Raw genomic sequence first — 14685 nt, 5'->3', positions numbered from 1 at the left:
TTGCATCAAGTTGGTCGGGGCAGAGCGTCGCGCGCGGCCGCGAGCGCGCGCTCCTGCACGACGACCCAGCCCGCGACGTCGAGGTGTACGGCCCTGCGGGTCACGAGTGCGAGCTCGCGCGCGAGGATCGGCCGTTCGCCCTGGCGTGTGCCGCGCGCCGAGAGCTCGGTGACGATCGCGGACGGCGTCCACGGCTGGCCGAAGCGCATGCGGGGGTTGTCGAGCGGCCTTCGTTCCTCGAATGCGCGCAGCCACGCTGCGAGGCGTTCCTCGAAGTCGCCGCCTGCGAGCGCGCCTGGGCGCGGCGCCGAACCGCCGCCGATCCGCTCGAGGGCGTGCCCGATCCGATCGGCCTCGTCGAATGCCCCGTTTGCGGCTGCGCGGCGGATGCCTTCGATCAGCACGGGCACGTGATCCGGGTGCCCGTGCCAGCCGAGCCAGGGCAAACCCTCGCGATCGAGGCTCGCCTCGGTGCCGAGCAGGTTCCGATCGAAGGGGCTGCCGAGCAGACAGAGCGATTCGAGCGCGATGCGGCGCGCGCGCAGGGCTGCGGGCTCCTCCGTGCGGGGCCGCTGTAGCAGCGCGCGCAGGTGCTTCGGGCCGCGGGCGTCGCCGAGCGTGGTGAGGGCTGCGGCCGCGCTTGCTGCGGTGTCGGGCTCGGCGCTGTCGAGCAGACGCGCGAGGAGCGGCGTGGCCGCCTGCGCGGGCAAACGCGCTGCGAGGTCGATCGCCTTGTCGAGCAGGGTCGGCGAGGACGAGGGCCGCATGAGCAGGAGCACCGCGCTCGCCATGTCCACGCGGCCGCGCCGCGCCATCGCTTCGAGCGCGACCTCCACCAGCGCGGGATCGTCCTCGCGGCAGAGCTCGACGAGCGTGCGATCGATCGCCTCGTTCGAGCCGAGCGTGAATGCGTCGACGAACGCCGGGTACGTCCGCGGGTGCGAGCGGCGCAGCGCCAGCACGACCCAGCGCATCGCCGTCTCCGTGTCGAGGCACGAGAGCGTGAAGGCGAGCGTGAAGGTCCGGCCGAAATCGGGCACGACCCACTCGATCGCGTACGCGAAGAGCGACTCCACGAGCCCGAGCGAGGGCGCGGCCGGATCGAGCGGTCGTTCGAGCGCGACGAGCGCGTCGAGGTTGTCGAGCAAGCGCTGCTCGAAGGGCCCGGCGTCGACCCACGGCTCGTGATCGTAGAGCCTCCGCAGGCTGCCGAGGCTCGCGATGTCCTCGAAGCACTCCCGCGCGATCGCGCGGATCTGCGCGAGGTCGCCTGCGGCGGTTCGCGACGCTTCGAGCAGGGCCTTTCCGCGCGCCCCTTCCGCGGCCGCCGCCTCCTCGCGCGAGAGCACGCGCGGCGGCGGCACGAAAACCGGGTGCGCCCGCGGGACACCGACGCTCGCGACGAACTCCTCGGTCTGCGTGGCCTCGGCGCCCGCCCCCAAGGGACGCGCCGGCAGCCGCCCGCGCAGCCGCTCGCTCGCATCCACGAGCCAGCGCGCCGCGCTCTCGATGCGGCTTCCCACCGCCTCGTCGAGCGGGATCCGCTCGCGTGCTGCCTTCAGCGCGGTCGACGTGCGCAGGAGGGCTTCGAGCGCGTCGGCGTCGCGCGGCTCGCCTTCGACGAGGCGGCTGAGGAGCGCGATCCCTTCGCGGAGCGCCTCGGCGAGCTCGGCCGCGTCCGAGCGATCGGCGACGGCGAGCAGGCTGTCTTCGAGCGCGGACCTGACGCCTTCGAGCAGCGGCCGCGTCGACGTCGTCCCGGGCGAGCTTTGCAGCATCATGGCGCCCCCAGGGCGAAGGCGCCGCGCGCGGGGCCCTCCGAGGCGAGCGCGACGAGCACCTCGGGCGCGGGCGCGAAGCCGAGGCGGAAGGCCATGCAGGCGTATGCCGCGTGCACCGCGCCGCTCGCCGCGCCCACGTCGCCGAGCTCGTCGCAGAGGCGCGTCTCGATCGTCTTGTCGTCGTCGAACTGCTCGCGGTTGCGGATGCGCACGAAGCTCCACTCCTTCACGCGATGACGCTCGCCGTTCACGTCGGGCAAAACCCAGGGGACGGGCGCGCGGACGGCGCCCGCGACGGCGCGGACGACCTCGGTCGCTGCCTCGCCGATCGGCGGGTTCGGGCCGCCGTCGTCCTCGCGCTCCATGCCCGTGCTCACGGCGAGGACGCGCGCGAGTGCCGGCGTAGAGCCCGCCGGCGCGACCACGACGAACGCCGCGGCCTCGGAGGGGAGGAACCCGTCCCACACGCCCTCGCCGTGGACCCGCCGCTCCTTGTCGAGCGCCGCGAGCACCACGGGATCGTGGTGGCTGTCGATGCCGCCCACGATCGCGCAGGGCCGGCCGCCGCGCGTGTCCTTCGGGGCCTGCGCGACGAACGCGAGGGCCCGCGCGAGCGCCGCGGAGAAGCCTGCGTGTCCCAGCACGAAAGGCTCGCAGGCCTCGGGCGCGAGCGGCACGCCCGCGCGTTTGCCGAGCGCCTCGAAGAAATCGGGCCCGAGCGGCTCTTCGGCCTCGGCGCGGCGCGGCGGCAGCGACAGGAACAGCGGGAAGGGGCCCTTCGAGCCCACGAGCCCGCGCACGCACTCGGCGAGCGCCGGCGCCGCGAGCTCGAGCATGCGCGCGCGCCCGACGCACGCGTCGTCGATGCGCTTGGCGCGCACGTCCCCGAGGGAAAACCCGCGCCGGTCCCGGAACGGCGTTTTTCCCGGCGAGAGCTTGCGCGCGCGGAGCACGAGGGACGATTGCCTCGCGTCGAGCCCGAGCGGCGTCGCCATGCCCACGCCCACGATGGCGCCCGTGCGGTTCACGTGCCGCCCTCCAAGCTCTTCTCCTCCACCTTCGAGGGATCACGCGGCCCGCCGTGCCGCGCCTCTTCGTCGGCGCGGAGCCGCGCGAGCTCCGCGGCGAACGCCTTGTCCGCCTTTGCCTTCGCCCGGAAGCGCCGGTCGATCCGGCCAAACCCCGCGATTCCGATCCTCGCCTCGGCGAGGACCTTCGTGGGATCGCCGCGCTTCATCTTCGCGGCGATCGCCACGTACTCCGCGGCCGTGATCTCCGCCTCGCGTGGCGTCGCGAGCGCGTCCGAGGCGCGCTGGTATGCGAGGGCGTACTCGGCGCTCGGCCCTCCATCGGGCTCCTCGCGCACGCTCGCGAGCCGCTGCGCCCAGGCCCGCTCCTCGATCCCCCACGCGTCATCGTCGATCCCGTGCCGCCGGAGGACCTCCTCGCGGGGCCAGCGTTGCTCGGCGAGCTCGGCCGCGATCGTGGCGGCCTCGTGCGGGAGCATCTCCGGCTCCGCGGCGTTCGGGTGCCCCCAGGTCTCGTAACGCGCCATCAAGAGCTCTTCCTCGCTGAGCTTCGGCGGCTCCTCGCCCCGCACGACGTCGTCGCGCTCCACGGCGAACCGGAACCGGCCGCGCGGCAGCTCGCGGAGGTTATCGTCCCAGGCGCCCCACGGATCCTCGTGCCAGCGCGCGGGCGGCGCCCAGCCGATTGCGATCCGATCCACGTCGACGTGCGGGTTCGCGGTCGTCTCCACGAGCCCGCGCCACGTCACATCCACCGTGCTCCCGTCGAGATCGATCGTGATCCCGTCGACGAACAGCCGCACGTCGCCGCGCTGCACCCGGGCCTGCGAGTAATTCACGAGCGCGCGCGGGACGAGCCGCGGGAGCTCCAGATCGAGCGCGGCCTCGGGATCCGGAAAGATCCCCGCGAGCCGGATCGACGTCACGTCGTCGACCTCGTAACGAAGCTCGGGGATCGCGGCTTGATACACGCTCAGATCGAACTTCTCCGGGTGGTGGAAATGGTGCGTCGATCCATCGTGGCAAGGCTGGGGCCCGAGGTCGATCGTGCCCCCTTGCATGCGCTGCGTGAAGGGCGGGCAGAGGGGGATCCGGCCGGGTTCGTCCGCGCGAACCGTGAAGCCCACGCGCCTTTCGCCGAGGCCGATGGCGGCGTTCCTCGGGGCGACCTTCGTGAACGTCCCCGAAGGCATCGGCAGCACCTCGACGTGGCCCGTCAGCGTGAGATCGACGAGCAGGCGCATCGGGACGAAGTCGTCGACGCGCGGCGCCTCGGTCGGCGCGGGCGGGCCTGCGAAGAAGGGACGCGGCGGCGCGGGTTCGAGCGGGACGGGCCGAAGCGCCGCGCTCGGATCGAAGCGGAACGTGGCCCCGACGAGGATCGTGAGCCAATTTCGATCGACGACCCAGGGCAGGACGCCGACGCGGCAAGGCAAAGGTTTGGCGCGACGCTCGCCGGGCCTCCGCACGGGGGACTCGGCGACGAGGATGCGGCGAAACGGCCGGGGGCGCTGCATCAGTTCCCGATGATGGTCCAGAGGTCGACCTCTTCGACCTTGCATGTCCAGCTCTCGGGGAACCACTCGCCCTCTTGCTCGAACGAATAGAACCAGACGTCGATGTGGATCATGCCGGTGAAGCCTACCTTGATCTCGAACTTGTCGGACTTGAGCACGAGGCCGGCCGGGCTGCCTTCGAGCTTGAGCGCGGGATCCGCCTGCACGATGGCTCGCCCCTCCATGTGCATCCAGTCGCGGATCCGGATGCGGACGAACAGGTAGAACTTGAAATCGATGGGGAGCCGAATGGACGCCTCCCCCCATTCCCAGCCCCGCGCCTTCGTCCACTTGAACATCAGCGTGGCCTCGGCCGTGAGCGTCACCTCGACGGCGATGCCGATGGTCGCCTCGGAGCCGGTTCGCTGGATGATCCAGCCGATGGCGCGCGCGGCGAGGCCCCCGAGGACCGGGATGATCGCGAGGAAGTTCGTGAGCGGGACCGAGACCTCGAACTTCCATTCGAGCAAGGTCCCCGTGACGTTGACCGACGCCTCGCGGACCATGCGATAGACGTCTTCGTCCTCACCCTCTTTCCACTCGAACTTGAGGGTGATCTTGACGTCGTCCTTGGGGCACGTGAGCGAGTTCTCGACCTGGATATTGGCGAGCTGACCGACGCTGCGGACGACGGTCATCGCGCGGCTGATCCAGCGCCCGGCCTGGACGAGGCCTTCGAGCGGGATCTCGTACTCGTATTCGTGCTCGGGATACGCGTGCACCTCGTAGCTCACGGTGCCGCTGCACGCGCTGCCCGTGATCGTGAGGCGGATCGGGTTCTGCGCCGCGCGCCACGCGATGAGGAACTGCGCGAAATCGGCGAGCTTCTGCGCGGCGTCGAGCGCGGCCGCCCGGCGCTCGCGGTCCGCCGCGACCTGCCGATACGCCGCCCGGCCGTCCTGGTTCTCGACGCGGGACGAGCCGCGCGCCGCGGCGTTTTGCTGAGCGTATCGGTTTTTATCGGCGATCGCCCTCCGCTTCGCGGCGTCCGACTCGTCGACGGTCACCTCGGTGTCGGGGAGCGTCGCGAGCTCGGGCAGCCAATCCGCCACGGTGAGCGTGTCGCCCGTGAACTCCTCCTCTTTCGGAGGGATCGCCGCGCCCAGGGCGGTTTGTCCGCCGGAGCGCGTGACGCGCCATTTCATGTGCGGCGGCTGGGCGCAGTCGGGCGGCGCGTCCGGCACCTTGGCGTTCTTGCGTTTCGCCTCGATCGTGATCGTGTCGCCGCGCTTCACGTCGATCTGCGGCATCTCCACGAACTCTTGATGCTCGCACTTGATCTTCGAGGTGTCGTAGGAGCAGCGCTTGAAGAACTCCTCGGGGTTGTCCTCGAGCAGCCCCGGCGGCACGTTCTGGAAGATCTTCCCCGTCGTGTTCGCGTGGTTTTGCGTCGTGGGATCGTCTGTGCGGGCCGGCGCTTTGCCCTCGGCGCGCACGTTCGGCGAGCCGCGTGTCGCGCGCGCCTCCTCGCGGTACGTCCCGCTCGCCACGCCGCCGCCGGAATCGCCGTGCGCCGGGTCGCTCGGCGTGATCGCCTCGCCGACGCGCACGACGTTGCCATTTTGAAAGAGCGTCTTTCCGCTCGTGTGCTCGACGGCCTTGTCCGTCGTGACGTAATTCGGGTGCGGGACGGCGACGGTCTTCGGCGGATTGAAGCAGACGTCCGTCGGCCCCACGGTCGCGGCCGTGTGATCGCTCGTCTTCGTGGTAACCCCGAGGTCCTCGTTCGTTACGGTCGCGCCCATCGCAAGTCCTCCTCACCCCGAAGTCGTCACCAGAAAATGCGCCAGCGGCCGTCGAGCCGGGTCATGAAGAAATTCGAGCCCCAGCCGAGATAAGGCTCGTCGCGGTTCACCGCGCGGACGGCGGGTTTGCCCGAGGCGCGGCGCGCGTACGCCACGCGACCGTCGGCGTACCGATCGAAGCGCAGATCGTGCGCGTCGAAGGGCTCCATCACCCAGGGCGAGTTCAATCGCTGGAGCGCCTGCACCCGCGAGAGCGGCTGCGGGCCGTAGAACCTTTCGAATTCGCTCACCTTGAGCTGCATCGCCGATTCGAACCGCGCCGCGTCGCGCGAGGCGAACGCGTCGTAGAGCTCGAGCACGGTCGCGCGTTGCTCGGGCGTGCCCTCCTCGGGGAACGCCTCGGGCAAAGCCCTGCGATACGCCGGCTCCGGCACGTCGTGCGGGATGTGGAGGACGCCGCCGCCCACGAGCGGCAGCTCCAGCGGCAAACCGAGCCCTTGCAGGCTCGTCGGGTATTCCCACGTGAAGACCGGGTTCTCGACCTTTTTTTCGAGGTCCTCGGCGTTGAGAATGAGGAGCGCGAAATGCGCGCCCATGGACGGCGTGTTCGGCGAGCGCGGGGCCGGGGAGAGCTCGACCGTGATCGTGTTCTCGCCGTTCACGAGCCAATGCGTGACGGGCTGCGACGGCGCGACGTTCTGCGTGACGACCCGATCGTAGAGCGGGATTCCGTTGAGCAGCGCGCGGGCGCGGGAGCCCGGCCGGTGGAGGATCCGATAAACGTAATTCGGGTGGGCCATGGTCCCCGCTCAGTTCTGCGACGACGTCGTCGATCCGAGGTTGTTCGCCTGCTGCGTGTCGACCTTGATCTCTTTCGGCGCCTTGAGGTCGATCCGACCGTTCTTCAGGTGGATCTCGGTGTCGCCGACCTTGAGCGTGATCTCGTCCCCGAGGAGCGTCGTGTCCGTCGATTCGACGCGGAGCTTTTCGAGCCCCGCGAGCAAGAGCTCCTTCAACGACGTGACCATGTAGCCGCCCGTCACCTTCGTCTCGCGCAGCTCCTCGATGCGCGCTCCGTGCTTCTCGTCGGCCTTGCTGAACACGAGCCCGCTCACCGCCTCGTCGCGCGCGACCTCCGTGCCCTCGCTCTTGCCCATCTTGGCGATCTCGATGATCGAGCCGCCCGCGACGAGCACCGAGGTCTTGCCGCCCGTGACCGAGTTCGTCTTGCCCGTGTGCTCGAAGACGAGGCCCGAGATGATCTCCGTGAGGTTCTTCTCGACCGCGAGGTTCTCGTCCTCGTGTGCGTCACGCATGTGCGTGCCGCCGATCGTCATCGCGTGATCCTTCTCCACCGTGTCGGTGTACTTGCCGGTCACGGTCGCGGTCCGGTTGCCGCCGATCGACACGTTCTGGTTGCCGTCGACCTTCGCGACGCTGTCGTTCGTGACCGTGATGGTCTCGTTCGATCCGACCCGGATCGCCTCGTTCCCCTTCACGAGCCGCGCCTCGGCGGCGCCGACCTTCTCGTCCTGATCGTTCGCGACGGTGATGTTCTGATCCTTCTGCGCGTGGATGTGAATCTCCTCCGCGCCGGCCATGTCGTCGAAGCGAATCATGTTGTAGCCCGTGCGGCCGTCCGGCTCGCGGGGCGAGCTCAGCGACTGGAGCGACGTGCGCATCTTGCGGCGCGGCAGCTCTTCGAGGAACGGATCGCCCGCGTTGAAGACGCGCCCGAGGACCACCGGCCGATCCGGATCGCCTTCGAGGAACTGGCAGAGCACCTCCCAGCCGATGCGCGGCATTGCCGAGGAGCGGCCGGTATTGTCCTGCAAAACCGGGATCCAGTGCGAGCAGGTGTCGTCCTTCGGCTGCAATCGATCCCAGGGGAAATGCACCTTCACGCGGCCCCACGGATCCGTGTGGATGTCCGCGCCCGCGGGGCCCGTGACGAAGCCCGTGAGCGGGTTCGGCAAGGTCGGGACGTACGTCTCGACCGGCGGGCGGTACACCGTGCTGCCCGGGAGCGCCTCGAAGCCGAGCGAGAACGCGCTCGCGGTGCGATCCCAGGCGTGCTCGATCTTCGTCACGACGTATTCGCCGTCCTCCACGCCCGACGGCGCGTCGACGAGCGTGAAGAGGCCGCCCGTCACCGTGGCCGCCGCCGTGGTTCGCCCGGCCAAACGTTTCTTGATGCAGGTGAGCGCCTGGGCGCGCAGGTTCGCCTTGGCCTGGCCCTGCGCGGGCAGCTCGTATTCGCCCGGATAGTCGTACCATTCGGGGCCCCACGGCGTCGGGCCCTTCGCGGAGACGTCCATGTCGAGGCGCGGGCGCTCGGGATTGAAATCGCGCAGCGAGACCTTGCCCGCCGTCGCGCGCCCCGCCCAGCCGACCTCGTAAATGGCGTCGCGCTGATCGTGGAGCCCCGTGCCGTGGTGGAACGTGAGCGCGCCCGGGCCGTCCACGTAGGCGCTCGTGAAATCGCCGAGCACCATGCGGCCCGCGTCGTCGACGACGTAGAAGATTCCCTCGTCTTCGAGCAGGCGCGCCGCGAAATCGAGGTCCGACTCGCGCATCTGCACGCAGTACGGGCGCTTGACGTACGAGCCGACGAGGCGCTGTTCGACCGCGACGCCGTGCGCGCCGATGACCTCGGCCACGATCTCGGGCGCGGATTTGTCGCGGAAGATGCGGATGTCCACGCGGTGGCGGGCCGTCGCGAGGCGCGGCTCGAGGAGGAGCGTGACCTTGCCCGTGCCCGCATTGCCCTTGCGCGTCGCGGCGCGCTTGATCCGGGTCACGACGCCCTGGATGCGCCGGATGTCCGCCTCGCGTGCGAGGACGAGCGCGGCCTCGGAGAAGACGAGCGCGTCGGGATCGAGCGAATCGGTAGGGTCGACGTGCAGCGTGATCTCGAAGCGATACGTCTGCGAGAGCGCCTCTTCGCCCGAGACCGTCGTCACCCGATAGGTCGTCCCGCCGAGCTCGATGAAATAAAGGACCGGATCCTCGGTTGCCACGGCGTCCTCCTTCAGTTGTGCTCGATGCGCCTGCTGTCGGCGTCGAGGTGCGCGCCCGAGAGATCGAGGGCCGCGCCGGTCAAGGTGATCGACTCGGTCGTCAACGTGAGCACGCTGTCGCCGCACAGGAGGCGGATCGACTCGACCGCCTCGACGTGCACGACCGGCGCGCTGCCGAGGACCGAGGCCGCGACGGTCCACGTCGACGTGGTGTCGGCGTTGTCGAGGTACTTCTCGTTCGAGACGCAGACGATCGAGCCGCCCACGGTTTCCTTCCACTCGGTGTCGACGTCGAGCGCGCGATCCTTCTTCGCCACCTCGATCTTCGATCCCCCGATGATCTGCACCGAGTCCTTGCGCGCGGCCTCCGAGATGTCCTCGCCCGCGACCTTGATCACGCTGCCGCCCACGACCTCGAGCATGTCCTTGGCCCGCGCGAGGATGTTGTTCGGCGTGATCTCGATGAGCGAGCCGCCCACGGTGAGCGTGCGGTCGCCGTTCACGGTCGTGCGGTGCGAGCCGCCGACCTTGATGTTGCGCGAGCCGCCGACGGTCTCGGTGTGGTTGCCCGTCACCGTGTTCACCCGGATGCCCTGGGCCGTCAGCGTCTCGTTGCCGCCGATCGTGATGCGCTGATCGAGCACCACGCGCTCGTCGAGCGAGTCGTTGATCGTGAGGTCGTGGTTCACGCCCACGGTGCGCGTCGAGTCGTTCTGCGTGGTCTCGAACTTTCCGTCGAGGATGCGGATGTTCATGTCGCGCGAGGCGTTCATGAACATGTCCTCCTGCCCCGATCGGTCCTCGAAGTGGATCTCGTTCGCCGTGCCGTTCGCCGGCACCGTGGCCGTCTTCCACACGACGCGCGTCATGTTCATCGGCAGCTTGTACTCGGGCAGGCGCTCACCGTCGTGGATGCGCCAGATGACGCTCGGCGCGTCGACGCCGCCCTCCTCGTTGAAGGTCGCGACGTTCCAGCCCATGCGCGGAAACAGCATCGATCCAGGCGCGGCGCGCTGGGCGACGCGCATCCACGTGCCGCCCTTTTCGTTGCGTGGGCCGAGCCTGTCCCAGTGCAGGATCGTCCGCACCCGCGCGAGCTCGTCCGGATGCACCTCCTGCCCCTCGGGCCCGATGATCTGGCCGAGCTGGAGCCCCGCCTGCTTCGCCTCCGGGGTGCGACGGAGCGGCCGGAACGGGACCTCCACGTGGATCGCCTCGAACCGCGTGGAGCACGGGTGGTGTTCGTCGCCCCGAACCTCCACGCGCGTGATGAGGTACCGCGCGTTCATCTTGCCGAGCGGATGCCCATCGATCTCCAGCACGACGCCCGGGAAGGGACGGACGCTCGTCGAGAGCCCCGCCACGCCCGCGCGCGCTGCGACGTTCGCGTCCCGCTGATCCTTCACGCGCGCCTCGAGAATGGCCTCCATGCCGGGGCCGCCGCCCGGCGCGTCGTACACCTCGTGCTTGCCCGCGCCCGCCTTCGCCTGGATCGGCACGAGCGGTCGTTTGAGATCATAGGACTTCGCCGCGAAGCGCCCCGTGGAAGCTGCGCTCGTCGAGCCGAGCTCCGTCACCGCGTCCTGCTTCGGCTGGAGCGCGCTCTCGCGCACCCAGGGCAGGAGCGCGCCGCCGGGCATGTCGGGCGCGACCGTCGAGTCGTCCGCGAACACGGCGATGGATCCGGCCTCGTGATCGAACCAGTAGTGAATGCCCTCTTCTTCGAGGACGCGGCTCACGTAGGTCCAGTCGTCCTCGCGGTACTGCGCGCGGTACGGATACTCGGGGTAGGTGCGCGTGAGGGCCCAGCGATACTTGCCCGTGTAATCGGCGAGGACGTCGTCGACGATCTTCTTCGCGTCGACGTCCTGGAGCGCATAACAATCACGTCCGAGCGATTGCCGCCACATCGTGGGCCGGAGGACGAGCGAGATGCGCCCGCGCTCGTTGTCGAACGCCCGCGCGCTCGCCTCGGCCACGACGCCCGTGACGACGCGCTCCTTGTGCGCCTGATCCCGCATCGTGAGGACCGCCTCGGCGCCGATCACCACGTCGACGTCGGGCAGCGGCAGCTCGATCTCGGCCTCGACGTCGTAGCGGAACAGCGTCGAAAGCGCTTCTTCCCCGCGCATCGTGAGCACGCGGCGCACCTCGATCCCCGGAACGACGAGCTCGGCGAATGCTAGTTCCATGGCCCGATCTCCTTACGGCGTGAGCTTCTCGGGGTTGCCGCGCACCGTGATCTTCGTGCCGCTCTCCTGCTTGACCGGCCCGTGGATCGTCACGCTGCTCGGGGTCATCTCGATGGAGAGCGCGCCGGCCCGGAGCGTGATCGATGCCGACGAGACGAGCTCGATGTGGCGGCTCCGGAGCTCCATGCGCTCGGCGGAGCGGAAGGTCGCGGAGGCGCCCACGTCCACCGTGGTCTTTTTCGCCGAGACGCTCATGTCGTTCAGCGACTTGCGCAGGACGAACCCGCTCACGAAGGTGCCGAGCCGCCCCGTGACGGCCTGCTTGATGCTCTGCTCCGTGGCGATCGTGAGCTTCGATCCGCTCGCCGCCTCGACGAGCAGCTCGCCGCCCTCGTGGGCGATCGAGGCGCCCGCCATGGCGATGTGCGCGCCGCCCACGATGCGCGTGAACGAGAGCTGGACGGCCCGATCGATGGCGCCGTTCTCGTCGTTGCCCGCGCGCGTGATGCGCGAGCCGCCCACGTTCTCCACGTTGTTGCCGGTCACCGAGAGATCGCCGCCCGAGGTGACGTCGATGGTCTCGTTGCCGCCGATCGCGTGCGTCCGGTCGAGCTCCACCTTGCCCACGACGTCGCCGCCGATGGTGCGCGTCTGGTCGGCGCCAATATCGACGGTTTGGTTTTTCTCGACGGTACGGCTCGACTCGGTCTCGATGTAGACCGTGTGGTTGTTCCCGATCGTCTCGTTGCGATCGTGGCGGATGACGTTCTTCCAGTCCTTCTGGGCGTGCCAGTCCATGTGCATGGAGCCCGACGAGTCCTCCATGCGGAGCTCGTTGAAGCCCTGCTTGCCCGGGTACGTCTCCGAGCGGATCGTCATCCGGTTGCGGAACGAGGGCTGGTTGTACATCGGGACCATCTGCCCGTTGATCTGCCGCGCGAGGCCCATGGGGCGCGTCGGGTCGCCGTCGATGTAGCCGACGCTGATCTCCCAGCCGACACGGGCGAGCGCGATCGAGGTCGAGATCTCCTGCAGCATGCGGATCCAGCGCGAGTCCTCGTCCGTGCCCTTGGCCTCGCGATCCCAGTGGAACTGCACCTTTGCGCGGCCGTACGCGTCCGTGTGGATCTCCTCGCCCACGGGGCCACGCACCATCACGGTGTGGTTGCCCTGGATCTCGGGCCGCTCCGTCTTCACCGCCGGCCGGAACGGGACGTCCACGGGGATCGCGCGGAAGCGGTTCTCGTAGTGCGCGACGCCGCCCTCCTCGCGATACTCGTGCTCCACGTGCACGAGCAGGTAGCGGCCGCTGAAGCTCGCGCCCTCCTCGTGCGTGAACGAGAAGATGCGCGCCGGCGCGAACGAGAAGACCGTGCTCGTGCCCTCCACGAAGCGCTTTTCCGCGCAGAGCGCCTCGACCCGGAGCTTCGCCAGAATCTCGCCCGTGCCCGGATCCCGATAACCGACGGGGTAATCGTAAATTTCGAGGTGCGTGTCCTTCGCGCCCGTCGCTGAGGCGAGGAGCGGCAAGGCCGGCGTCTTCCAGTTGTGGTCGTTGACCGTGGCCTTGCCCGAGCCCACGACCGCGCCGCGCTCGAACGAGGTGACGCCGAAGTCGCCGTGCGAGAGCGCGCCCGCCGCGTCGATGAGCTCGAACTCCGCGCCGCCAAGGACCTCCGGCGAGGCCGAGGACGTGTCGCCGATGATCATCGTGCCGTCGGGATCGAAGCTGTAATAAAAACCCTCGAACTCCAGCATGCGCGACACGAAAGCGAGGTTCGTCTCGCGATACTGCACGCAGTAAGGCTGCGACGCCGATTGCCGCGTGGTGCGAAACGCGTGCTTCACCGCGCCCTCGCCGAGGACCTTCGCGACGATCGGCTCGGCGGGCTGGTCGCGCCACTTGCGCGTGTTCTGGTCGAGGCCGAGGAACCAGAGCGAGGGCCGGAGCTCGAGCTCGTAGTGCAGGTGGCCGTCCTTCTCGTCGAGGAAGCGTCCCCGCGCGAGCTGCATCGTGAACCGCCGCTTCTCCTGGCCGTCCCAGAGGATCACGACCGTCGCCGGCTCTTCGAGCAGCCCCTCGACGTCGAGATCCGAGCCCACGGCGACCTCGACCCAGGCCCCGCCGAGCTCGCTCATGCCCTCCTCGATGCGCACCCGCAAGGCCGTCCACGAGGCGTCGCCGATGCTCAAGAAGACTTCGATCCGCATCGCTTTCTTGCTCATGGCCTACACACTCCTCGCGCGCGCCGGATCCGCGGCCCGTCCCGCCCCTACGCTCCGGCTCGGGTCGCGGATCACGTCCTCCGGGAGCGTGCCCACCCCGAGGACATAGATTCGTTCGAGCCGCTCCCATTTTCGCGGCAGCACGATCGACGCCCGCCACGTGAGCTCCACGGCGCGGGTCTCGGTATCGATGAGAAACCCGTCGAGGTGCGTCTCGTACGCCACCTTTTTTCCGTCGATCTGGCTGCCGAACTGCACGGCGTACCGGGGCAAACGGAAGCGCCAGGCGCCGTCCGGCAAGACGCCGCCCACCTCGACCTGCTCGTCGCCGAGGAGCGGCGTTCCGCTGTGCAGGCCCGGGGCCGACCAGGCGTGGTGCATCGGATCGAAATCGCGCGGCCGCACGGGCGCGCGGCCCTTCGCCCACGCCGCGTCGTGCGTGCCGATGCGCGAGCGCCGCGGCTCCCAGTGCGCGGGGATCGGCGAGAAGGCGCCGTACGAGGGGTGCGACGGGGCGCCGCCCTCCTCGATGGAGGCCGGCTCGAGCGGCGGCGCGGGCTCGCCGAGCAAGCGCGTGGGCTGGCTGGAAAAACCCATCCCGATCGGGTTCGCGGGCTCCATCGCGCCCGAGATGTGGTCCATGCCGCCGTAACACTTGTCGTAGCGGAGCGGCACGGGCTCGACGAACGGCGCGGGATCCGAGGGCGCGACGGCGCCGCGCCAGTTCTTCACGTACGCGCGGGGCCCGTGCACGACGATGACCTTGCGCAGGCTGCCGACCTGGAGCCACGCATAAACGCGCCCCTTGATCCCGGCCGCGCGCGGCGGCGGATACGCCATGCCCACGAGGCCGACGTCGGTGCCGGGCTTCTCGTCGGCCACGAGATCCGCGGGAAAACGCACGCCCCCGCCGCCGTCCCCCTCGTCCACGCGTCGCACCGGCGCGAGCGCGAGCCTCGCCATGCCCTCGCGGCTCACTTTGTAGGCGACTTTCGCGACGACGACGGCGACGTCACGACCGTGCCGATCCATCATCGTCTCGCCAGAGGCGCTCGCCCAGCTGATGTTCTCGACGAGCGCCTCGAAATTCATTGCGGGACGGATGGTACGCGCACCCGCCGCCCCGCCACAAGCCTT

The 14685-nt window shown here is 69.6% G+C and carries 9 protein-coding genes; all 9 read right to left on the bottom strand.

All coding sequences use genetic code 11. The features are described from left to right. Positions 1 to 5: 5 nt before the first annotated feature. The 9 genes from QHF85_RS22705 to QHF85_RS22665 are packed head-to-tail and all read right to left on the bottom strand — an operon-like array spanning position 6 to position 14640. On the bottom strand, positions 6 to 1781 hold the full coding sequence (locus QHF85_RS22705) for a hypothetical protein (protein ID WP_281329366.1): 1776 nt from the start codon (positions 1779 to 1781) through the stop codon (positions 6 to 8). Further along, the gene (locus tag QHF85_RS22700) at positions 1778 to 2809 is read right to left on the bottom strand and encodes a hypothetical protein (RefSeq protein ID WP_281329365.1); all 1032 of its coding nucleotides are present in this window, start codon (positions 2807 to 2809) and stop codon (positions 1778 to 1780) included. Before QHF85_RS22700 ends, QHF85_RS22705 begins: the two co-directional genes overlap by 4 nt. Beyond that, entirely contained in the window at positions 2806 to 4326 is a 1521-nt protein-coding gene (locus tag QHF85_RS22695) for a hypothetical protein (protein WP_281329364.1), read from the bottom strand. Before QHF85_RS22695 ends, QHF85_RS22700 begins: the two co-directional genes overlap by 4 nt. Next, the gene (locus QHF85_RS22690; protein ID WP_281329363.1) at positions 4326 to 6110 is read right to left on the bottom strand and encodes a PAAR-like domain-containing protein; all 1785 of its coding nucleotides are present in this window, start codon (positions 6108 to 6110) and stop codon (positions 4326 to 4328) included. Before QHF85_RS22690 ends, QHF85_RS22695 begins: the two co-directional genes overlap by 1 nt. A 26-nt stretch (positions 6111 to 6136) precedes the next feature. Further along, positions 6137 to 6910 (bottom strand): hypothetical protein, encoded by a 774-nt coding sequence (locus tag QHF85_RS22685; protein WP_281329362.1) that lies wholly within the window; start codon positions 6908 to 6910, stop codon positions 6137 to 6139. Positions 6911 to 6919: 9 nt separating this feature from the next. Beyond that, a complete protein-coding gene (gene tssI / locus QHF85_RS22680) occupies positions 6920 to 9130 on the bottom strand; it encodes a type VI secretion system tip protein TssI/VgrG (protein ID WP_281329361.1) in 2211 nt (736 codons plus the stop codon). 11 nt (positions 9131 to 9141) lie between these two features. Continuing rightward, the gene (gene tssI, locus QHF85_RS22675) at positions 9142 to 11322 is read right to left on the bottom strand and encodes a type VI secretion system tip protein TssI/VgrG (RefSeq protein WP_281329360.1); all 2181 of its coding nucleotides are present in this window, start codon (positions 11320 to 11322) and stop codon (positions 9142 to 9144) included. Positions 11323 to 11334: 12 nt separating this feature from the next. Then, positions 11335 to 13548: a type VI secretion system tip protein TssI/VgrG gene (gene tssI, locus QHF85_RS22670; protein ID WP_281329359.1), complete on the bottom strand. Its 2214-nt coding sequence runs from the start codon at positions 13546 to 13548 to the stop codon at positions 11335 to 11337. A gap of 3 nt (positions 13549 to 13551) precedes the next feature. Next, positions 13552 to 14640 carry a DUF2169 domain-containing protein gene (locus QHF85_RS22665; protein ID WP_281329358.1) on the bottom strand — a complete coding sequence of 363 codons (1089 nt, stop codon included), beginning with the start codon at positions 14638 to 14640 and terminating at the stop codon, positions 13552 to 13554. Positions 14641 to 14685 lie beyond the last annotated feature (45 nt).

Source organism: Polyangium sp. 6x1 (genome assembly GCF_029946515.1).
In the GTDB taxonomy this organism is placed as follows: domain Bacteria; phylum Myxococcota_A; class Polyangia; order Polyangiales; family Polyangiaceae; genus Polyangium.
Note: the sequence above shows the minus strand (reverse complement) of the source record. Positions and strands in the feature narration are given on the sequence as shown.